Annotated in this window: 18 protein-coding genes; 8 read left to right on the top strand and 10 right to left on the bottom strand. The window is 69.5% G+C overall.

What is annotated here, in order from left to right; translation table 11 throughout:
• Positions 1 to 54: 54 nt before the first annotated feature.
• Positions 55 to 606 carry a SigE family RNA polymerase sigma factor gene (locus B1H19_RS23680; RefSeq protein WP_083106794.1) on the top strand — a complete coding sequence of 184 codons (552 nt, stop codon included), beginning with the start codon at positions 55 to 57 and terminating at the stop codon, positions 604 to 606.
• 87 nt (positions 607 to 693) lie between these two features.
• Here the strand turns inward: B1H19_RS23680 and B1H19_RS38800 are convergent, their stop codons facing one another.
• The gene (locus B1H19_RS38800) at positions 694 to 927 is read right to left on the bottom strand and encodes a hypothetical protein (RefSeq protein WP_159028121.1); all 234 of its coding nucleotides are present in this window, start codon (positions 925 to 927) and stop codon (positions 694 to 696) included.
• On the opposite strand from B1H19_RS38800, the gene B1H19_RS23675 reads away from it, so the two are divergent.
• The 3 genes from B1H19_RS23675 to cseC are packed head-to-tail and all read left to right on the top strand — an operon-like array spanning position 905 to position 3,580.
• On the top strand, positions 905 to 1,552 hold the full coding sequence (locus tag B1H19_RS23675; protein ID WP_083109825.1) for a hypothetical protein: 648 nt from the start codon (positions 905 to 907) through the stop codon (positions 1,550 to 1,552). The genes B1H19_RS38800 and B1H19_RS23675 overlap by 23 nt on opposite strands.
• A gap of 7 nt (positions 1,553 to 1,559) precedes the next feature.
• A complete protein-coding gene (cseB, locus tag B1H19_RS23670; protein ID WP_083106793.1) occupies positions 1,560 to 2,270 on the top strand; it encodes a two-component system response regulator CseB in 711 nt (236 codons plus the stop codon).
• A gap of 8 nt (positions 2,271 to 2,278) precedes the next feature.
• Positions 2,279 to 3,580, top strand: a complete 1,302-nt coding sequence (gene cseC / locus B1H19_RS23665; RefSeq protein ID WP_083106792.1) for a two-component system sensor histidine kinase CseC — start codon at positions 2,279 to 2,281, stop codon at positions 3,578 to 3,580.
• A 184-nt stretch (positions 3,581 to 3,764) separates the two neighbouring features.
• Here cseC and B1H19_RS23660 read toward each other — a convergent pair whose 3' ends face one another.
• On the bottom strand, positions 3,765 to 5,384 hold the full coding sequence (locus B1H19_RS23660) for an MDR family MFS transporter (protein ID WP_083106791.1): 1,620 nt from the start codon (positions 5,382 to 5,384) through the stop codon (positions 3,765 to 3,767).
• Positions 5,385 to 5,609: 225 nt separating this feature from the next.
• Between B1H19_RS23660 and B1H19_RS23655 the strand changes: the two genes are divergently transcribed.
• On the top strand, positions 5,610 to 6,227 hold the full coding sequence (locus B1H19_RS23655; protein ID WP_083106790.1) for a TetR/AcrR family transcriptional regulator: 618 nt from the start codon (positions 5,610 to 5,612) through the stop codon (positions 6,225 to 6,227).
• Here B1H19_RS23655 and B1H19_RS23650 read toward each other — a convergent pair.
• A complete protein-coding gene (locus B1H19_RS23650; protein ID WP_083106789.1) occupies positions 6,209 to 6,925 on the bottom strand; it encodes a M23 family metallopeptidase in 717 nt (238 codons plus the stop codon). The genes B1H19_RS23655 and B1H19_RS23650 overlap by 19 nt on opposite strands.
• Positions 6,926 to 7,434: 509 nt before the next feature.
• Between B1H19_RS23650 and B1H19_RS23645 the strand changes: the two genes are divergently transcribed.
• Positions 7,435 to 10,689, top strand: coding sequence for an NACHT domain-containing protein (locus B1H19_RS23645; RefSeq protein WP_083106788.1), 3,255 nt, complete (start codon positions 7,435 to 7,437; stop codon positions 10,687 to 10,689).
• 28 nt (positions 10,690 to 10,717) lie between these two features.
• Positions 10,718 to 12,769: an NACHT domain-containing protein gene (locus tag B1H19_RS23640; protein ID WP_237289491.1), complete on the top strand. Its 2,052-nt coding sequence runs from the start codon at positions 10,718 to 10,720 to the stop codon at positions 12,767 to 12,769.
• A gap of 92 nt (positions 12,770 to 12,861) precedes the next feature.
• On the opposite strand, the gene B1H19_RS23635 is transcribed toward B1H19_RS23640, so the two are convergent.
• Positions 12,862 to 15,387 carry an ATP-dependent Clp protease ATP-binding subunit gene (locus B1H19_RS23635; RefSeq protein ID WP_030066181.1) on the bottom strand — a complete coding sequence of 842 codons (2,526 nt, stop codon included), beginning with the start codon at positions 15,385 to 15,387 and terminating at the stop codon, positions 12,862 to 12,864.
• A gap of 508 nt (positions 15,388 to 15,895) precedes the next feature.
• On the opposite strand from B1H19_RS23635, the gene B1H19_RS23625 reads away from it, so the two are divergent.
• Positions 15,896 to 16,594, top strand: coding sequence for an SCO3374 family protein (locus B1H19_RS23625; RefSeq protein ID WP_083106787.1), 699 nt, complete (start codon positions 15,896 to 15,898; stop codon positions 16,592 to 16,594).
• Here B1H19_RS23625 and B1H19_RS23620 read toward each other — a convergent pair.
• From B1H19_RS23620 to B1H19_RS23600, 6 genes are all read right to left on the bottom strand, one after another.
• Entirely contained in the window at positions 16,525 to 16,857 is a 333-nt protein-coding gene (locus B1H19_RS23620; protein ID WP_083106786.1) for a histone-like nucleoid-structuring protein Lsr2, read from the bottom strand. The two genes, B1H19_RS23625 and B1H19_RS23620, sit on opposite strands and share 70 nt — an antisense overlap.
• A 188-nt stretch (positions 16,858 to 17,045) precedes the next feature.
• Entirely contained in the window at positions 17,046 to 17,564 is a 519-nt protein-coding gene (locus B1H19_RS23615; RefSeq protein ID WP_083106785.1) for an amino-acid N-acetyltransferase, read from the bottom strand.
• Positions 17,565 to 17,573: 9 nt separating this feature from the next.
• Positions 17,574 to 18,035 carry a BlaI/MecI/CopY family transcriptional regulator gene (locus tag B1H19_RS23610; protein ID WP_237289868.1) on the bottom strand — a complete coding sequence of 154 codons (462 nt, stop codon included), beginning with the start codon at positions 18,033 to 18,035 and terminating at the stop codon, positions 17,574 to 17,576.
• 191 nt (positions 18,036 to 18,226) lie between these two features.
• Positions 18,227 to 18,403 (bottom strand): hypothetical protein, encoded by a 177-nt coding sequence (locus tag B1H19_RS39335; RefSeq protein ID WP_203237212.1) that lies wholly within the window; start codon positions 18,401 to 18,403, stop codon positions 18,227 to 18,229.
• A gap of 49 nt (positions 18,404 to 18,452) precedes the next feature.
• Positions 18,453 to 19,127: a hypothetical protein gene (locus tag B1H19_RS23605; protein ID WP_237289490.1), complete on the bottom strand. Its 675-nt coding sequence runs from the start codon at positions 19,125 to 19,127 to the stop codon at positions 18,453 to 18,455.
• Between the two features lie 157 nt (positions 19,128 to 19,284).
• A complete protein-coding gene (locus tag B1H19_RS23600; protein ID WP_083106782.1) occupies positions 19,285 to 20,082 on the bottom strand; it encodes a type III pantothenate kinase in 798 nt (265 codons plus the stop codon).
• Between the last annotated feature and the right edge of the window lie 4 nt (positions 20,083 to 20,086).

Here is a 20,086-nt window from a genome sequence, read left to right as displayed (position 1 = left end):
GATGACCACCGGCGCAGTCAACGTGGGGAACGCAAGCGGATCGGAGGCGTCGGAATGGCGACCAGCGGCGGCAAGGTACTGGACTTCGAAGAGTATGTGCGCACGCGGCAGGAGGCTCTGCTGCGCAGCGCCCGGCGGCTGGTGCCCGATCCGGTCGACGCCCAGGATCTCCTGCAGACGGCCCTGGTCCGCACCTACGGCCGCTGGGACGGCATCGCGGACAAGTCCCTCGCGGACGCCTACCTGCGCCGGGTCATGATCAACACCCGTACGGAGTGGTGGCGGGCCCGCAAGCTGGAGGAAGTGCCCACCGAGCAGCTCCCCGACGCGAGCGTCGACGACGGCACCGAGCAGCGCGCCGACCGGGCCCTGCTGATGGACATCCTGGGTGTTCTGGCGCCCAAGCAGCGCAGCGTCGTCGTCCTGCGCCACTGGGAGCAGATGAGCACGGAGGAGACCGCGGCGGCGCTGGGCATGTCCACCGGCACGGTCAAGAGCACGCTGCACCGGGCGCTCGCCCGCCTGCGCCAGGAGCTGGAGAGCCGCGACATCGACGCCCGGATGCTGGAGCGCGGCGACCGGGACGGGGAGCGCTGCGCGGCCTGACCGGCCGCCCCGGCCGTCCGAGCCGTCGGCTCTTCGGGCACTCTGGAGGCCGCCCCCGGGCATACGCGATGCGTTTCACAGCACGCTTCACGGATTCCCGCGCGACAATCGCAGACGAGCGACGCAGACGAGCACGCACCAAACCGGCACACGCGCGGCGGCCACCGGCACGTCGGGCACAGGCAGGACCAGCACAGGCGACACGACCACGCACAACACGAGCAGCGGCGGGAACGGCGGCTGCGCGAGCGGCACGGTGGGCAGGAGCGGATTGTCCAGGAACAGGTTGACCGGCGGGTTGACCAAAGGCGGCGCGGCCACGGCAGGAGTGGCCGCCGTCGGCCTTTTGCTGGCCGGCTGCAATCCCGGTGGTGAGGGCGTACGGTCCGAGGGCTCGGCCACCAGCACCCCCGCGCCCAGAGGCGCGGCCAGCTCCTCCCCCGCCCCGACCGCGACCGCCGGCTACAAGAAGATCAACGCCGTCGAGCTGCTCAAACACGACCCCAATGTCGGCACGGACGTGAAGAAGTCCCTGGCCAAGCCGTGCTCGGCCGATGAGTACCCGGTCGACGTGACGTATGCCACACTCACCGGAGGCGACTCCCCCGACGTCATCATCAACGTCATGACCTGCGGGGATTCCCTGGGTATCGGCGCCTATGTGTTCCGCAAACGGGGCGACGGATATGAAAACGTATATGGCAACGAGCAGCCGCCGGTCTACGCCAGCGACAACAAGGGCGAGCTGGAAGTCACCCGGCAGACCTACGACGCGGGCGACAAGGTGTGCTGCCCCTCGGGCGAAGATGTCCTGAGCTACCACTGGTCGGACGACCACTTCACCCAGTACGACAGCGATCACACCGACTACAGCAAGACCACCGCAAGCAGGACCACCGTCGTTGACGGCTCCGTGTCCGCCGGCGACACGGGATCGGAGGATTGAGCCACGCATGGCAGAGACCCATGTGCTCTTCGTCGAGGACGACGACGTCATCCGCGAGGCCACCCAGCTCGCCCTGGAGCGGGACGGCTTCATGGTCACCGCCATGCCCGACGGGCTCGCGGGCCTGGAGGCGTTCCGCGCCAACCGCCCCGATATCGCCCTGCTCGATGTGATGGTGCCGGGCCTGGACGGCGTCAGCCTGTGCCGCCGTATCCGTGACGAGTCCACCGTGCCCGTGATCATGCTCTCGGCGCGCGCCGACTCCATCGATGTGGTGCTCGGCCTGGAGGCCGGCGCCGACGACTACGTCACCAAGCCCTTCGACGGCGCCGTCCTGGTCGCCCGGATCCGCGCCGTCCTGCGCCGCTTCGGCCACGCCAGCGGCCCGGACGGCAACGGCGGCGGCGCGGCGGACGCGGCCGTCCCCGACGAGCCCGTCCTGCGCTTCGGCGACCTGGAGGTCGACACCGAGGGCATGGAGGTCCGCAAGGACGGCGTGCCCGTCGCGCTGACCCCCACCGAGATGCGCCTCCTCCTGGAGTTCTCCAACGCCCCCGGTACCGTCCTCTCCCGCGACCGCCTCCTGGAGCGCGTGTGGGACTACGGCTGGGGCGGCGACACCCGCGTCGTCGATGTCCACGTCCAGCGGCTGCGCGGCAAGATCGGCCAGGACCGGATCGAGACCGTCCGCGGTTTCGGTTACAAGCTGAGAGGCTGACACCACCGGTGGTCAGGCTGGCCCTGCGAACGGGCCTGAGATGGAAGCTCAGTGCGGCGATCGCGCTCGTGGGAGCGCTGGTGGCGATCGCGCTGAGCCTTGTCGTGCACAACGCGGCCCGCCACTCCATGCTCGACAGCAACCGGGACGTCCAGGTCGAGCGGCTCAACATCGCCCTCAAGAGCTACGAGTCCCAGCGCCATTTCCAGTTCGGCGCCCGCATCGACGACCCGGCCCTCCCGCAGCCCCTCCGCAAGGAGATCGCCGAAGGCGAGCGGGCCACCTACGTCCAGGACAACGGCGAGAACGCGCCGGAGGTCTGGGCGGCCACCCCCCTCGGCGACGGCCAGGTCTTCTCCCTCCACGACCCCTTCCTGGACCGCTTCGCCGTCCTGGACGACCTCGACCAGGCGCTGCTGCTCGGCTCCTCCGCGGTCGTGCTCGGCGGCTGTGCCCTCGGCGTCCTGATCGGCGGCCGGCTCTCCCAGCGGCTGCGCAAGGCGGCCGCCGCCGCGGGCAAGCTCGCCGACGGCGACACCTCGGTCCGTATCCGCGACGAGGTCGGCGGCCGGGTCCGCGACGAGACCGACGACCTCGCCTGGGCCGTCGACGCCATGTCCGACGCCCTCCAGCAACGCATCGAGGCCGAACGCCGGGTCACCGCCGACATCGCCCACGAACTGCGCACCCCGGTGACGGGCCTTTTGACCGCCGCCGAACTCCTGCCGCCCGGCCGCCCCTCCGAGCTGGTCCGCGACCGCGCCCAGGCGCTGCGCACCCTGGTCGAGGACGTCCTGGAAGTCGCCCGCCTCGACGGTTACGCCGAGCGCGCCGAGCTCCAGGACGTCGCCCTCGGCGAATTCGTCGCCCGCCGGGTGCACGCCCTGAACCAGGACGTCACCGTCGACGTCGTCCGCGACGCCGACGTCACCACCGACCCCCGGCGCCTGGAACGCATCCTCGGCAACCTGATCGCCAACGCGGCCCGGCACGGCAAACCGCCCATCGAGGTCACGGTCGAGGGCCGCGTGGTGCGCGTCCGCGATCACGGCCCCGGCTTCCCCGAGGCCCTCCTGCGCGAGGGCCCCAGCCGCTTCCGCACCGGCAGCACCGACCGCTCCGGCCGCGGCCACGGCCTCGGCCTGACCATCGCCGCCGGCCAGGCCCGCGTCCTCGGCGCCCGCCTGACCTTCCGTAACGCGTCCGAGGCCACGGACGGTTCGACGGGCGCGGTATCGGTCCTGTGGCTCCCGGAGAACGCGCCGACGAGCACGGGGAGCTTTCCGGTTCTCCACCTGCCGGATCGTTAGTACGACCGCCATGACGGATTGTGGACAACCGCTCGCGCCGTGCGGCGCGTCCTTCATGGCCTCCGTCGAGGGCGGTGAACTCGCCGGCTGCTGAAGGCCGTTGAGGCAAGGCCCGCACAACGGGCGAGCCCGGCGCCACCACACGGTGACGCCGGGCTCGCCCGTTCCACAAGCCGGGGCCGGATCAGACCGCGGCCTCGACCATCGGCACCCGCTCCGCCTCGGGGGCAGCGCCGTTGTCGTCGGACTTGGCCGCCGGGCCGCCCCGCAGGGGGACCTCCTTCAGGAACCAGGCCGCCAGGAAGCCGACGACGCTGATCGCCGCGCCCCACAGGAAGACCTGGTGCGTACCGGAGGACACCGCGTGCGCATACGCGTCCCTGACCATCGGCGGCAGCTGGGGCAGGCGCTTCGGGTCCATCTGGGCGCCGCCGCCGGAGATCTTGGCGCCGGCCGCCGCGCCGAGCCGCTCCGTCATCGTCGACTTCACCTGGTTGGTGAAGATCGCGCCGAGGATCGCGACGCCGAAGGAGCCGCCGATCGTACGGAAGAGGGTGGCCGACGACGAGCCGACGCCCATGTCCTTCAGCTGGACGCTGTTCTGCGCGATCAGCATCGTGGTCTGCATCAGGAAGCCCATACCGGCGCCGAGCACCGCCATGTAGGCACCCGAGGTGAAACGGGTCGTCTCCGTGTCCATCAGGGACAGGAGCACCAGGCCCGCGGTGATCAGGGCGCCGCCCACGACCACGAAGACCTTGTACTTGCCGGTGGTGGTGGTGAACCGTCCCGCGAAGAGCGACACCGCCATCATCGCGAGCAGCATCGGCAGCAGCAGGAGGCCGGAGTTGGTCGCCGAGGCACCCTGCACGGTCTGCTGGAAGAGCGGCAGGAAGGTCATCGAGCCGAACATCACGAAGCCGACCAGGAAGCCGATGACGGTGACGAGCGAGAAGTTGCCGTTACGGAAGATCCGCAGCGGCAGCACCGGCTCGCTGACCTTGCGCTCCACCAGGACGAAGAGGAACAGCGCGAGCACGCCGCCCGCACCGAGCCCGAGGATCTGCGGGGAGGTCCAGGCGTACTCGGTGCCGCCCCAGGTGGTGAGCAGCACCAGCGCGGTGATGCCGAGGGTGAGCAGCGCGGATCCGACGTAGTCGATCCGGGCCTGCGACCGCTTCTTCGGCAGATGCAGCACCGCGGTGATCATGATGAGCGCGACCGCGCCGAGCGGCAGGTTGATGTAGAAGCTCCAGCGCCAGCCGAGGTGGTCGGTGATGCTGCCGCCGACCAGCGGTCCGCCGATCATCGCGATGGCCATGACACCGGCCATCATGCCCTGGAACTTGCCGCGCTCCCGCGGCGGAACGAGTTCACCGATGATGGCCATGACGCCGACCATCAGCCCGCCCGCGCCCAGACCCTGCACCGCGCGGAAGCCGATCAACTGACCCATGTCCTGGGCCATACCGGACAGCGCGGAGCCGATCAGGAAGAGCACGATGGACGTCAGGAAGACGCCCTTGCGTCCGTACATGTCGCCGAGCTTGCCCCAGATGGGGGTCGATGCGGCGGTGGCGAGTGTGTATGCGGTGACCACCCAGGACAGGTGCTCCATCCCGCCCAGTTCACCGACGATGGTGGGCATCGCCGTACCCACGATCATGTTGTCCAGCATCGCGAGCAGCATCGCGATCATGAGCGCGAACACCACCACCCGCACGCTGGCGGGCTGCTTCCCCTCGTTCGCCCCGCCGGCTATTGCGGTCGGTCTTTCCCCTGCTGCGGCCGCCTTCTGCGACATCCCCGTCCTCACTCCCGTACTCCGGTCCTCACGTACGCGTGCACTGCCATCGACGCCGGCACTGCACTTACTTGCCGCCCGGCTAGTTCTGTACAGTACGGAAGGTAGGCGGGAAACTAGCCGGGCGTCAAGTAAGTTTCCGGGGCGCTCCCCGGGGCACCCTCGACCAGCACACCTACGCGCCGACGACGACGCGGCGACGCAGCAACCACGCAGGAGAACACCATGAGCACACCGCACCCGCGCCGCGGAAACACCCGCCAGCGCATTCAGGACGTCGCTCTGGAGCTGTTCTCCGAGCGGGGGTACGAGAAGACCTCACTGCGCGAGATCGCCGAAAAGCTCGAGGTCACGAAGGCGGCGCTGTACTACCACTTCAAGACCAAGGAAGACATCGTCATCAGCCTGTTCCAGGACCTGGCCAAGCCCTGCGACGAGCTGATCGCCTGGGCCGAGGGGCAGCCGCGCACCCTGGAGACCAAGCTGGAGGTCATCCGCCGCTACCACGAGGCGCTGCGCTCGGCCGAACCGCTCTTCCGCTTCATGCAGGAGAACCAGGCCGCGGTGCGCGACCTGAGCATCGGCGAGACCTTCAAGGCGCGCATGCTGACCCTCTTCGGCCTCCTCAAGGAGGACGATGCGGAGCTGACCGATCAGGTGCGCTGCATCACGGCGCTGTTCTCCATGCACGCGGGCATGTTCGCGATGCAGACGCTGGAGGGCGACCCCGAGGAGAAGCGCAGGGCCATCCTCGAGGTCGCCACAGAACTGGTCACGGCGGCAAACCCGCCAAGCCGCCGCCGGCCAGCCCGTCCGGATTCAGCTCAGACGGCGTCGTCGTGAGCCCGCAGGAATCCGGTCGGCTCGATGCCCGACCCGTAGTCGGGGCCGGTGCGGACCTCGAAGTGCAGGTGCGGGCCGGTGGAGTTGCCCGTGCTGCCGGAGAGTCCTATCTGCTGGCCCGTGCCGACCTGCTGGCCGACGCGGACCTGGATCCGTGAGAGGTGCGCGTACTGGGTGTACGTACCGTTGTCGTGCTTGATCACGATGGCGTTGCCGTACGCCGGGCCGTCACCGCCGCCCCAGGGGCCGGCCTTGACGACCGTGCCGTGGTGGACGGCGTGGACCTGGGTGCCGGTCGGCACGACGAAGTCCTGACCGCTGTGCTTGTGCGCCCAGTGGCTGCCGGGGATGCCGAACGGCTCGCCCAGCACGTACTCGTCGACCGGCTTGACCCAGGCGTTGGGCTTCTTGGCCGCGTCCTTCCGCGCCTTCACCGCCGCCTCCTTGGCCTTCGCCGCGGCCGTCTTGGCACCCTTGGCCGCCTTGGCCTGCGCATCGGCCTGCGCGGTCAGCGTCGAGCCGATGTCCGCGCTCAGATGCGTCAGGTTCGAGTCCGCGGCGTTGGCGATACCGGCGCCGAGCGAGGCGGCGACACCGAGGCCACCGGCGACGACGGCGATGCGGTTGCGCAGCACGGACGTGCGGGCGGACTTCCGGGCGGCGCTCTTCGGGGCACGGATAGCGGAGAACTTCGGCATGCGGGTTTTTCCTCCAGGAATCAGGAATCTGGAAATCACGAGTGAATGCGCTTCCCCGGCTGCGGTCCGGTTCGGCCATTCCTTGGTAACCCGCATTCGACGGCCCGCCAAGCGCCGCCTTCTACTACGGAAAGCCGTATGAGCCCGAGGTGTAATTCAGGCCATAGCGGGCAGGCGCCACCTCCTGCAACGTCGACCCCTCAGGCGCCCCGCATACCATCTGACCTGGGCATTAGCCACTTCGCGCCACCTCCCCCTCCCTCCGCCCCACCCCCTCCCCCCATAACGCGCACCACGCCCGCCCGGCGCTCTAATGCTTCTAGTAGGCCGTGAATTCCGTGTGCGTCATGTCACCGGCGCGGGGAATTCCGGCCGCTATTTGTGACGTGGCTGACGTGACCTGGATTACCCGGTCGCCAAGGAAATAGTGAAAGGGGTCACCCGGCGGACGCCCGGCGCGTAACCTGGTTCACACGACGCCAGCAGCCACGGGGGAGGCCGCCCGCACGATGGAACCGTCAGCAGTCGGCATACGGCTCGCTTCCAGCGTGGTCGCGCCGCTCGTGAAGAAGCTGTTCGTCAAGGAGGGGCCGGGCGCCGGGCTGGTCTCCACGCCCGTACGGATCTCCGGCCTGGTCTCCTTCAAGGGCGAAAAGGCCACCCTGACCGACCGGGACCTGCACAAACTCGCCGCGGAACTCGTCCGCCGGGCCGTGGACGCCGCCCTCCCCGGCGAGCGCCCGTGCCCCGAGGACGAGGAAGCGGCCGTGGCCGACGCCCTGGCCACCACCCTGCGCGGCCTCGGCGAGCTGGCCATGGACGACGTACAGGCCGTCATGCTCGGCCACAGCGCCCTCGCCGAACGCCTGATGGCCGCCGCCCCGCACACCACCCGCGGCCTGACCCGCGACGCCGAGCTGATGCACCACACCCTGCTCGCCACCGCCTGCCTGCACATCGTGCACTTCTTCACCCAGCGGTCGACGTTCGTGGCGCGCACCCTTGTCCAGCAGAGCCGCAGCCTGGACGGCGCCATCACCAAGATCGACGCTTTCCTCGAAGGGCATCCGCCCCCACACGCCGCCGACACCGCCTTCGAGCGCGCCTACCTCACCTACATCGCCCGCAAGCACAGCCGCCTGACCATCTACGGCATCGACCTGGCCCATTCGCCCGACCGCTGGCCGCTGGACTCGGCGTATCTGAGCCTGGGGGCGACGGGGCCGCGCCCGGAGTTCCCGGCCGCCTCCGGCATGGCTTTCCCGGGCGTGGACATCACGCTCAAGGCCATGCCGGACCTGCCCCCGGTCGACAACCCCCCACCCCGCCCGCCGCAACGCGCCGACCAGGCCCTCGCCGACTTCGACCGGGTCCTGCTGCGCGGCGTCGCCGGCTCCGGCAAGAGCACGCTCATCCAGTGGCTGGCCGTCTCCTGCACCAAGGACCCCGCCGACACCCCGCTCCCCCACCTCCACGGCCGTATCCCCTTCGTCCTCCCGCTGCGCACCCTCACCCGCTCCGGCGCCGCGCTGCCCACCCCCGGCCACTTCCTGTCCGCCGTCTCCTGCCCGGTCACCGGCTCCCAGCCCGACGGCTGGGCCGAGCGCGTACTGACCTCCGGCCGCGGACTCCTGCTCGTCGACGGCCTGGACGAGATCCCCGAGGCCGAGCGCAGACCCGCCCGCACCTGGCTGCGCGACCTGCTGGACGCCTTCCCCGACAACCTCTGGCTGGTCACCACCCGCCCCTCCGCCGTACGCGAGGACTGGCTCGCCGCCGACGGCTTCGACGAGCTGACCCTGACCCCGATGGGCCACGACGAGGTCGCCGCCTTCATCGGCCGCTGGCACGCGGCGGCGCGCGAGGACGCCGAGGACACCGCGCAGCTGGACGCGTACGAGCGGTCCCTGCTCTCCGCCGTCCGCACCAAGCAGGACCTCGGCCGCCTGGCCACCAACCCCCTGATGTGCGGCCTGATCTGCGCCCTCCACCGGGACCGCCGCGGCTATCTCCCGCGCGGACGCAAGGAGTTGTACGACGCGGCGCTCGGCATGCTGCTGTCCCGGCGCGACCGGGAGCGGGACATGGGCGCCCCGACGGGCATCGAGCTGGCGGACGAACCGCAGGTGCAGCTGCTGCAACGGCTCGCCTACTGGCTCATCCGCAACGGCCGCACGGAACTCCTCCGCGACCGGGCCGAACGGATCATCGGCGACGCACTGCCCGCCGTCCCCGCCGCCGCGGCGCAGGGCAACGCGGCGGCCGTCTTCCGCCATCTGCTGTTACGCAGCGGCCTGCTGCGCGAACCGACGCCCGGATCCGTGGACTTCGTCCACCGCACCTTCCAGGACTACCTGGGAGCCCGGGCCGCCGTCGAGGAGGGCGACTTCGGGCTGCTGGTGGAGCACTCCGTCGACTCCCAGTGGGAGGACGTGATCCGCATGGCGGTGGCCCATGCGCGGCCGCGCGAACGGGCGGAGATCCTGCGGGGGATGATCGAGCACGGCGACGGGATCCGCAGCCCTCGCAGCCGGCTGCGGGTGCATCTGCTGGCGATGGCTTGTCTGGAGCATGCGACGGAGTTGGATCCGGGGGTGCGGGGGGAGGTGTATGAGCGCGCGGATGTGATCCTGCCGCCGTGCAACCTCGATGAGGCGAAGCTGCTCGCCGAAGTGGGGCCGATAGTTCTGGAACTACTCCCGGGGCCCGACGGGTTGACCGAAGACGAAGCGGAAGCCGTGGCAAGAACGGCCGCGCTCATCGGCTCGGATGCGGCGCTGGAGGTGATGAAGCGGTTTCGGAAGCATCCGTACGCCGGCACGCAGTACCAACTCGCCCGTACATGGGCGCTATTCGACCCCGAGGAACACGCCCGAGAGATCATCCGGCATCTTGACGACGACATCCCAGTCACCGTCGAAAGCCTCACCCAGCTGCGCGCCCTCGACGCCATCGGCGGCCGACCGCGCATCAATGTCGCCGGCACCTTCCCCCCGCGCGACCTCCTCGCGCACGCCCCGACACGTCTCACACATCTGGCCCTCGTGGGCAACGCGGCAGTCACCAACCTTTCCTTCCTGCGAGGATTCCCAGCGCTGGAATCCCTGGACCTCCGGGACTGCAGAAACGTCGAAAGCCTCGCGCCGCTCGCGGACCTACCGCTTCGCGCACTGCACGTGAGCGGCGGAACCGTCCCGCCCGGGCTGGATCGTCTGTGCCATCTCGAGAGGCTGACGCTCCATGACGCGCTGCCGCCGGGCGGCCTGGCAGCAATCCCCGCGGCTCCGCTCTCCTTGCTCCTACTGGGGCAGCCGGTCGGCGCCGATTTCAGGGGCGGAACGACCTGGCCACAACTCGAGTACCTTCAACTGCGGCGGATTGCCGAAGATTTCGTCGAGGGCCAGTGGCAATCCCTCAAGTATCTCCCGTACTTGGAGGGCTTTTCCTTCGGCCTGGACACCGAAGGCGCCGCCCTGCGTCTTCCCCCTGGGCTTCGGCTCCCGCAGGTCAAGACCCTCACCCTGCTCAACACGGATAGTCGCCCCATATCCGAACTGAGCCGCATCCTGAACGCCGCCCTGCCTGCCTTCCCCGGCATCCTCAAACTCCAGCTCTACGGCATGATCGACGCCCCCATCGACCTCTCGCCCCTCTCCGTCCTCCCCGACCTCGAAGAGGTCTTTCTCTCCTACCTCCACCCAGAGAACGCCGAGGCCCTCCCACCCCACGTAAAAGTCACCCTCTACCCCCGCCCCCGCACCTGACCGCAGCCACACCCGTTACGGGGAACCCATGGATCCCACGAACACCGCCCCCGACAGCACCACCGACACTTCCGACACCGCCTTCGAAGCCCGCTACGCCCACTCCACCGCCACCACCCACAACCACCTCACGATCTTCGGCATCGACCTCGCCCACTCCCCCGACAGCTGGCCCCTCGACGCCGCCTACCTGGGGCTTCAGTGCGAGCCGGACCCCGGTACGCAGGACGACGAACCGCCGACACCCGCCGAACAGGCCCTCGCCGACCGGCCCCGCATCCTCATCCGCGGTGTCGCCGGCTCCGGCAAGACGACGCTGCTCCAGTGGCTGACCGTGGCCACCGCCCGCGATGAACTGCCCGAGGCGCTGGCGGGGTTGCGGGGGCGGGTCCCCTTCCTCCTGCCCGTGCGCCGCTTCGCCCGCGACGGCATCCCGGAACCGGCCGCCTTCCTGACCGCCGCCGGTTACCGCGACGCCGTGGCCCAGCCGCCCGGGTGGGCCGAGCGCGTGCTGGGCGAGGGCCGGGCGCTGCTCCTGATCGACGGGATCGACGAGGCGCCCGAGGAGGCCCGCGAGGAGGTGCGCGAGCGCCTGCGCGCCTGGACCACCCGCTATCCGGGCACCGTCTGCATCGTCACCTCCCGCCCCTCGGCCGTACCGCACGACTGGCTCGCCGGCGACGGCTTCGCCGAGCTGTCGCTGGCGCCGATGAGCCGGGAGGACGTGGCCGCGTTCATCCAGCGCTGGCACCGCGCCGCCGCCCAGCAGAATCCGGCCGACCTCCACCGGCTCGGGGAGTACGAGCACACCCTGCTCACCGCCGTACGCATCACCCGCGACCTGGGCCGGCTGGCGACCAATCCGCTGATGTGCGGGCTGCTGTGCGCCCTGCACCGCGACCGGCGCGGCTATCTGCCCAATGGCCGTAAGGAGCTCTACGACGCGGCGCTGTCGATGCTGCTGGAGCGGCGGGACCGGGAGCGGGCGATGGCGGCCACGGACGGCGTGGAGCTGACCCGGCAGCCCAAGATCCAGCTGTTGCAGAAGCTCGCCCACTGGATGCTGATCAACGGGCGGTGGGAGATGGACCGGGAGACGGCCATCGCGACCCTGGCCGCGCATCTGCCGGCCATACCGGACGCGGCCCGCCAGGGCGGCCCCCAGGAGGTCTTCCGGCATCTGCTCAACCGCACGGGACTGCTGCGCGAGCCGACCCCGGGCACGGTCGACTTCGTGCACCGCACCTTTCAGGACTATCTCTCCGCGCGGGCGACGGTCCAGCGCCACGATTTCGCGCTGCTGCTGGAGCACGCCCACCACGACGACTGGGAGGACGTCATACGGATGGCCGTGGCCCTGGCCCGGCCCGATGAGTGCGCGGCCCTCCTGGACGGCCTCCTGGCCCCGCACGCGGGCATCAAGGCGGCCGAGGCCCGCCACCGCAAACTGCTGGCCGCCGCCTGCCTTGAGCACGCCACCGAGCTGGATCCGGACGTCCGGGCCCGCGTCCAGCGCTTCACCCGGGACATGGTGCGGCCCAGTACACCGTCCGCGGCCCGCGCGCTGGGCTGGATCGGGCCGATTGTGCTGGAAATGCTGCCCGATCCCGCGTCGGCCTCCGACGAGGAGGCATATCTTCTGGCCATTACCGCCACGTCCATCGCGGACGATATGGCCATCGATTATCTGACGGGGCTGCGCGACCGCGCGCACCACGACATCCGCGCGCAGCTCGCGGGGGCCTGGCGGCATTACGACACCGCCCGCTATGCCCGCGACATCATCGCCCATCTCGAACCGGCCGAGCTGTATTTCCCGGTGGCCGATCCGGAGGAATTGCATACTCTTCGCCGTTTGGGCGGACGGCCGCATCTGCGGATCGCCGGGTATTTCACGCCGGAACAGCTGATCGAGGGCATTGTTCCGGCCGAGGAGCTGACCCGGCTGTGGCTCGCCTACGACCTGGGCGTTTCGATGGAGTGGCTGTCGGCCTTCCCGAAACTGGACACCTTGCAGATCGGACGGCGTATCCCGCCGGTGACGGGCGTGCCGGACGGTATCCGCGTCGTGCAGCTGTAAGGCCGCAGGCGCCGGATACGCCCGGACACGGCGCTGCCCCGGACCGCAGGTGACGGTCCGGGGCAGCGCCGCTGTGCGAGTCGCTCTACGCGCTACGCGTCCTTGCTCAGGTTCGGGCCCGAGCCGCCGGTGGCGGACTCGATCGGCGGGGCGTCCGGCAGGGCCGCCTTCTCCTCGCCGCGGAAGGTGAACTTGGCGCTGTCACCCTCGCCCTCGACGTCGACGACCACGATGTGGCCCGGACGCAGCTCGCTGAAGAGGATCTTCTCCGAGAGGGCGTCCTCGATCTCGCGCTGGATCGTGCGGCGCAGCGGACGGGCGCCGAGCACCGGGTCGTACCCGCGCTTGGCCAGCAGCGACTTGGCGGTGCCGCTGAGCTCGATGCCCATGTCGCGGTCCTTGAGCCGCTCGTCCACCTTGGCGATCATGAGGTCGACGATCTGGATGATGTCTTCCTCGGTCAGCTGGTGGAAGACGACGGTGTCATCGACACGGTTGAGGAACTCGGGGCGGAAGTGCTGCTTGAGCTCTTCGTTGACCTTGTTCTTCATCCGCTCGTAGCCGGTACGGACGTCGCCCTGGGCCGCGAAGCCCAGGTTGAAGCCCTTGGAGATGTCCCGGGTGCCGAGGTTCGTCGTCATGATGATGACGGTGTTCTTGAAGTCCACGACCCGGCCCTGGGAGTCGGTCAGGCGACCGTCCTCCAGGATCTGCAACAGGGAGTTGAAGATGTCCGGGTGGGCCTTTTCGACCTCGTCGAAGAGCACCACGGAGAACGGCTTGCGGCGCACCTTCTCGGTGAGCTGGCCGCCCTCTTCGTAGCCGACGTAGCCGGGGGGCGAGCCGAAGAGCCGCGAGACGGTGTGCTTCTCGCTGAACTCCGACATGTCCAGGGAGATCAGCGCGTCCTCGTCGCCGAAGAGGAACTCGGCGAGGGTCTTGGACAGCTCCGTCTTACCGACGCCCGACGGGCCCGCGAAGATGAACGAGCCACCGGGACGCTTGGGGTCCTTCAGCCCGGCACGGGTACGGCGGATGGCCTGGGAGAGCGCCTTGATGGCGTCCTTCTGGCCGATGACGCGCTTGTGGAGCTCGTCCTCCATGCGCAGCAGGCGGGACGACTCCTCCTCGGTGAGCTTGAAGACCGGGATGCCGGTGGCCGTGGCCAGGACCTCGGCGATCAGCTCCTCGTCCACCTCGGCGACGACGTCCATGTCGCCGGCCTTCCACTCCTTCTCCCGCTTCGCCTTCGCGGCCAGGAGCTGCTTTTCCTTGTCGCGCAGGCCCGCGGCCTTCTCGAAGTCCTGCGAGTCGATCGCGGACTCCTTCTCCCGGCGCACATCGGCGATCTTCTCGTCGAATTCGCGCAGGTCCGGCGGCGCGGTCATGCGGCGGATGCGCATGCGGGAGCCGGCCTCGTCGATCAGGTCGATCGCCTTGTCCGGCAGGAAACGGTCGGAGATGTAGCGGTCGGCCAGGGTGGCCGCCGCGACCAGGGCGGAGTCCGTGATGGAGACGCGGTGGTGCGCCTCGTAGCGGTCCCGCAGGCCCTTGAGGATCTCGATCGTGTGGGGCAGCGACGGCTCCGCGACCTGGATGGGCTGGAAGCGGCGCTCCAGGGCCGCGTCCTTCTCCAGGTGCTTGCGGTACTCGTCGAGCGTGGTGGCACCGATGGTCTGCAGCTCGCCTCGCGCCAACATGGGCTTGAGGATGCTGGCGGCGTCGATCGCGCCCTCGGCGGCGCCCGCACCCACCAGGGTGTGGAGCTCGTCGATGAACAGGATGATGTCGCCGCGGGTGCGGATCTCCTTGAGGACCTTCTTCAGGCGCTCCTCGAAGTCACCGCGGTAGCGGGAGCCGGCGACCAGGGCGCCGAGGTCGAGGGTGTAGAGGTGCTTGTCCTTGAGGGTCTCGGGCACCTCGCCCTTGACGATCGCCTGGGCCAGTCCTTCGACGACCGCCGTCTTGCCGACGCCGGGCTCGCCGATGAGGACCGGGTTGTTCTTCGTACGGCGGGAGAGCACCTGCATGACCCGCTCGATTTCCTTCTCGCGCCCGATGACCGGGTCGAGCTTGGTCTCGCGAGCGGCCTGCGTGAGGTTGCGGCCGAACTGGTCCAGGACGAGGGAGGTCGAGGGCGTGCCCTCGGCGGGGCCACCGGCGGTGGCGGCTTCCTTGCCCTGGTAGCCGGAGAGCAGCTGGATGACCTGCTGCCGCACCCGGTTGAGATCGGCGCCCAGCTTCACGAGGACCTGGGCGGCGACGCCCTCGCCCTCGCGGATCAGGCCGAGCAGGATGTGCTCCGTACCGATGTAGTTGTGGCCGAGCTGGAGGGCCTCGCGGAGCGAAAGCTCCAGGACCTTCTTGGCACGGGGGGTGAAGGGAATGTGCCCGGACGGGGCCTGCTGGCCCTGGCCGATGATCTCCTCCACCTGCTGGCGGACCGCCTCGAGCGAAATCCCGAGGCTCTCCAGGGCCTTAGCGGCGACACCCTCACCCTCGTGGATCAGGCCCAGGAGGATGTGCTCGGTGCCGATGTAGTTGTGGTTGAGCATCCGGGCTTCTTCCTGAGCCAGGACGACAACCCGCCGCGCACGGTCGGTGAACCTCTCGAACATCGTTAATCGCTCCTCAGAGCGGTCAGGCAGTTAGGGGTCGGTCCCCTCCCTGTCCTTCCGCATGCTAGTCCCGCAACACGGGACAGCTCATTCCAACTGCCGACACCCGTCCGGATCACCCCGCTCCGGCGGGGAAATTTACTGCCGAACAGCTGACATCTGCTCCAACTCGATGGTGCGAGACGATGTTCCCGCAGGCCAGGCATATACGCTGTTCGCCACTACGCCCGTGGCGAACGCACCCCGGCCCGACACGCCCACCGCATCCGGCCATCCGCCGGTGCAGAGCGCCTAGAGCGCCGGTCACACGGTCTTTTCCCACTGTGACTGTCTTACCCGCTGCCACTGACACTCCATGCGGCGCGGGCCGCTTCCATCCGCTACGGGCGAACACCCGCCCGCCGCCGAATGTCCTGGCACGCCCCCGCCCGATCACGGTGCGTATCCGCATCGGAGCGGGACTTCCACCCTGCGTAACTTCCCGAGTTCGTTGGCCGTTGCACCGGATATGGCCCGCGCACTTCCGCGACCCCGTAGCCCCCTGTCCGCCGTCCGCCGGTGGTACGAGCAGGAGATGGGCTGGCCGACCACCGCCACGGAGCCCGTGGAGCTGCTCGTGGGGCCGCATTTCGACGTGCTGGAGATGCCGGCCGACGCGGGGCGGGCCGTACTGCGGCGGCTGCCAGACACCGGCCCGGTGGCGCTGCTGCGGCCCTCATGCGACGGAAATCGCCGCCTGGAACGGCCGAAAGTGCTCATGCTCATCGCGGCCGGCGGCGCCGAGCAGCTGCCGGAAATCCTGCAATGGCTCGAGTGGGGTGCGCTGACGCCGGATCTCGGTGCGCGCGGAGCCGGGGAGCGGATGCCCGCACCGGCCGTCCCCGTCCGCGCCGCTGCCGCCGACACGCTCTCGGCCTGCGAATTCGGCGCGCGGGAGGCCGCAGGATGGTTGCGACCTCCCCGGCCGGGGCGCGCGGCGGAGAATTCCCTGCCCAGCACGGGGTTCGGGGCAGGAATCGGCGGAGACGGTGGGGGCGCCCCCGACCTCATTCGGCTGGTGAGCGCGGCGGCAACGGAGTGCCACCGTGCCCGGTTGCTGCGTGCTCGTAATGCCCAATCCGATCGCGCTTGCGGCGATCAGCCGTTGGCCTTCTCGAATGCCTCGCGAATGTCGGCGGGGACGCGGCCGCGGTCATTGACGTTGTAGCCGTTCTCCTTCGCCCACGCGCGGATCTTCGCGGTGTCGCCGGAGCCACCGGAAGCGGCGCGCGCCTTGCCGCGGGCCCCGGAACGGCCACCGGTACGACGGCCGGCCTTCACGAACTCCGTGAGCGACTCGCGAAGCTTCTCGGCGTTGGCATCGGAGAGGTCGATCTCGTAGGACTTACCGTCGAGAGCGAACGTCACCGTCTCGTGCGCCTCGCCACCGTCGAGGTCGTCAACAAGAAGAACCTGAACCTTCTGTGCCACCGGTTTCCCTTTCATCGAATGTGGATTACGACGGAAAGCAAACCGCTTTTCCGGGAAAAACACAAACCCTTGGGTAGGGTTCACTTGCCCGCAGAGCGGGGAACACATGCTTCCGTAGCTCGGCATAGGGGGCTCGATAGGGATCGATAGGGGAGCGATAGCGGAGCGATTCGGACATAGAACGCTGTTCACAGGTGCAGAAGCATCCGGCTGTTACCCAGGGTGTTGGGCTTCACTCGTTCGAGCCCGAGGAACTCGGCAACGCCCTCGTCATAGGAACGCAGCAGCTCGCTGTAGACATCACGCTCTACCGGAGTCTCGCCGATCTCCACGAAGCCGTGCTTGGTGAAGAAGTCGACTTCGAAGGTGAGACAGAAAATGCGCCGTACTCCGAGCCAGTGTGCCGTTCGCAGCAGCTTGTCGAGGACGAGATGGCCGACTCCGTGGCCCTTGAGCTGCGGATCGACCGCAAGGGTGCGGACTTCGGCCAGGTCTTCCCACATCACGTGCAGTGCGCCGCAGCCGACGACCTCGGCGTCTTCGTCCCGTTCGGCGACCCAGAACTCCTGGATGTCCTCGTAAAGCGTGACGGTGGCTTTGTCGAGCAGGATGCCGTCCCGTGAGTAGGAGTCGATGAGGCGGCGTACCGCCGGGACATCGCTGGTCCGGGCGCGGCGGACGGTGAGACCTTTTGAATGCACGGGCATGGCGGGACGCTATCGCCCCGTGCCCCCGGAGCCCGCCCCGGGTTCCTCTTCCCTTCCCGCTTCCGATGTCCGTTCGGGGGCCCGTTCAGGAGCGGCGGCGGCTTCGGACTCTTCGGTCTCCTGCGGCGTCCCGGCGCTTCCCGGATCGTCGATCTGCACCATCCGTACGGCATCGCGCAGGGCCTGTCGCTGTTCCGGCGACATCATGCCGAAGAAGGCCACGAGAGCGGCCGCCGGGTTGTCACTGGTGGACCATGCCTCGTTCATCAGTGCGGCCGAGTACGCGGCCCGAGTGGAGACCGCCTCATATCGATAGGCGCGGCCTTCCGCTTCGCGGCGCACCCAGCCCTTCTGATGAAGGTTGTCCAATACGGTCATGACCGTTGTGTAGGCGATCGACCGTTCCTTCTGGAGATCTTCCAGGACTTCCCGAACGGTGACCGGGCGGTTCCACTCCCACACCCGCGTCATCACCGCGTCTTCCAGATCACCCAATGGTCTCGGCACACAAGAACAATAGTGGGAGATGTCGCGAATGCCCGTTGATCTCGTTGCGTTTGGGCCGGAAAAAGGCGTACGGCCCGGGACGGTCATTCCCGGGCCGTATCGGCCGTGGTGTGCGGGCGGCGGGTGCGCGCCGCGCCGGAAAAGGCGCCGGGCGGTCAGGCGCCCTGCGTCTTGGCGTCCGCGGCGGACTCGGAGCGGGCGAGCATCGCGTCCGCGGCGGCGTCTTCCTTGGCTTTGTTCGGGCCGCCCTGGCTCTTGACGATCGTCACGATCAGGCAGGTGAAGGCCACGGCCATCACGACGGGCGGGGTGAGCGCTGCGAGGTAGTCCACGGCGTATGGCCTCCTATTCGGGCGTTTGCCGTCCCAGGGTACGCAGCGCTCAGGCGGTACGGGTCTCCGGGGGCGGGGCAGGCTTCTTGCGGCGGGGCGGGAAGACCTCGCCGGGCGTGGGGATGGGGCGGCCCGGACGCGACGGCCTGGGCGCGGGCGAGGGGGACGGCGCGGGCCGCCGCTCGGGCTCGGTGGCCGGTTCGGTGGACGGTTCGCGCTCCGGCTCGCGCTCCCGCTCGCGCTCCGGCTCGTGCGCCGCCGCGCGGCCTCCGGCGAGGGCCCGCAGCCGGGTCCGTACGGACCGCTCGGCCAGCCGCTCGCAGTGGCGCAGCAGGGCGGCACGGCGCTCGCTCTCGGCCGCCCCGGTGTGCCGCGCGACCAGCGAGCGCAGCGCGGCGAGGTCGTCGGAACCGGGGACGTAACCCGCCTCCAGAGCCTCCCCGAGCTGGGCGAGGTAGCCGGCGGCGGAGCCCGGTAGGGCGTCGCGGTAGCGGGCGAGGTCGGCGACCAGGAAGGCGCGCAGCCGGCCGCCCTCGTGCACCGCCTCGTCCAGCTCCTCGGCCAGCCGGAGGTACTCCTGGGTGTCCTCCGGCCACTGGAGGGCGACGCCGAGCGGGACGGAGCGGGACGTCGACTGGTGGGCATGGGCGAGAGCGCGACGGAGCACTCGCAGCTCATCGGCGCTGAACGTCATGCCACCGCGGGTTCCGTTTGGCATAGGCATGCGGCGACTTTACGACTATTTCAGACAAAAGCCACTTAATTCGTGCACGGTGGCGCGGCTGGGCGTACCGGGTCGAGGTGCCGCGGCGCTCCGGGCCGGACGGCGTTCGGGACCCGGCCGAGTTCAGGACCGGGGCACGCTCACGACCGGGCGACGCTCACGACCGGGCGATGTTGCGCTCGTAGACCAGGCGCAGGCCGATGAGGGTGAGCCACGGCTCGTGGGAGTCGATCACCGACGACTCCCCCAGGACCATCGGGGCCAGGCCGCCGGTGGCGATCACCGTCACCTCGTCCGGGTCGTCGGCCAGTTCCCGGGCCATCCGCTGCACCACACCGTCCACCTGGCCGGCGAAGCCGTAGAGGATGCCGGACTGCATCGCCTCGACGGTGTTCTTGCCGATGACGCTGCGCGGCCGGGCCAGCTCGATCTTGCGCAGCTGGGCGCCCCTGACGCCCAGCGCGTCCACCGAGATCTCGATGCCCGGCGCGATCACGCCGCCGACGTACTCGCCGCGGGCGCTGACCGCGTCGAAGGTGGTGGCCGTACCGAAGTCCACGACGATCGCCGGGCCGCCGTAGAGCTCCACGGCCGCCAGGGAGTTGATGATCCGGTCGGCGCCGACCTCCTTGGGGTTGTCCATCAGCACCGGTACGCCCGTCTTGACGCCGGGCTCCACCAGGACGGCGGGCACGTCCCCGTAGTAGCGGCGGGTGACCTCGCGCAGTTCGTGCAGGACGGAGGGGACGGTGGAGCAGATGGCGATGCCCTCGATGCCGTCGCCCAGGTCGTCGCCCAGGAGCGGATGCATGCCCATCAGGCCCTGGAGGAGCACGGCCAGTTCGTCGGCGGTGCGTCGGGCATCGGTGGAGATGCGCCAGTGCTCGACGATCTCGTCGCCGTCGAAGAGGCCGAGGACGGTGTGGGTGTTGCCCACGTCGATGGTCAGCAGCATGGCG

The sequence above is a fragment of the Streptomyces gilvosporeus genome (genome assembly GCF_002082195.1).
Taxonomy (GTDB): Bacteria; Actinomycetota; Actinomycetes; order Streptomycetales; family Streptomycetaceae; genus Streptomyces; species Streptomyces gilvosporeus.
This window is presented reverse-complemented; position numbering and strand designations above follow the sequence as displayed.

What these genes read in the sequence shown, in the direction of transcription:
- B1H19_RS23645 (WP_083106788.1), top strand. Translation starts at nt 7,435, where the DNA reads ATGGAACCGTCAGCAGTCGGCATACGGCTCGCTTCCAGCGTGGTCGCG.
- B1H19_RS23640 (WP_237289491.1), top strand. Translation starts at nt 10,718, where the DNA reads ATGGATCCCACGAACACCGCCCCCGACAGCACCACCGACACTTCCGAC.
- B1H19_RS23635 (WP_030066181.1), bottom strand. Translation starts at nt 15,387, where the DNA reads ATGTTCGAGAGGTTCACCGACCGTGCGCGGCGGGTTGTCGTCCTGGCT.
- B1H19_RS23625 (WP_083106787.1), top strand. Translation starts at nt 15,896, where the DNA reads ATGGCCCGCGCACTTCCGCGACCCCGTAGCCCCCTGTCCGCCGTCCGC.
- cseB (WP_083106793.1), top strand. Translation starts at nt 1,560, where the DNA reads ATGGCAGAGACCCATGTGCTCTTCGTCGAGGACGACGACGTCATCCGC.
- B1H19_RS23650 (WP_083106789.1), bottom strand. Translation starts at nt 6,925, where the DNA reads ATGCCGAAGTTCTCCGCTATCCGTGCCCCGAAGAGCGCCGCCCGGAAG.
- B1H19_RS23680 (WP_083106794.1), top strand. Translation starts at nt 55, where the DNA reads ATGGCGACCAGCGGCGGCAAGGTACTGGACTTCGAAGAGTATGTGCGC.
- B1H19_RS23600 (WP_083106782.1), bottom strand. Translation starts at nt 20,082, where the DNA reads ATGCTGCTGACCATCGACGTGGGCAACACCCACACCGTCCTCGGCCTC.
- B1H19_RS23605 (WP_237289490.1), bottom strand. Translation starts at nt 19,127, where the DNA reads ATGCCTATGCCAAACGGAACCCGCGGTGGCATGACGTTCAGCGCCGAT.
- B1H19_RS23615 (WP_083106785.1), bottom strand. Translation starts at nt 17,564, where the DNA reads ATGCCCGTGCATTCAAAAGGTCTCACCGTCCGCCGCGCCCGGACCAGC.
- B1H19_RS23610 (WP_237289868.1), bottom strand. Translation starts at nt 18,035, where the DNA reads ATGACGCGGGTGTGGGAGTGGAACCGCCCGGTCACCGTTCGGGAAGTC.
- B1H19_RS23660 (WP_083106791.1), bottom strand. Translation starts at nt 5,384, where the DNA reads ATGTCGCAGAAGGCGGCCGCAGCAGGGGAAAGACCGACCGCAATAGCC.
- B1H19_RS23655 (WP_083106790.1), top strand. Translation starts at nt 5,610, where the DNA reads ATGAGCACACCGCACCCGCGCCGCGGAAACACCCGCCAGCGCATTCAG.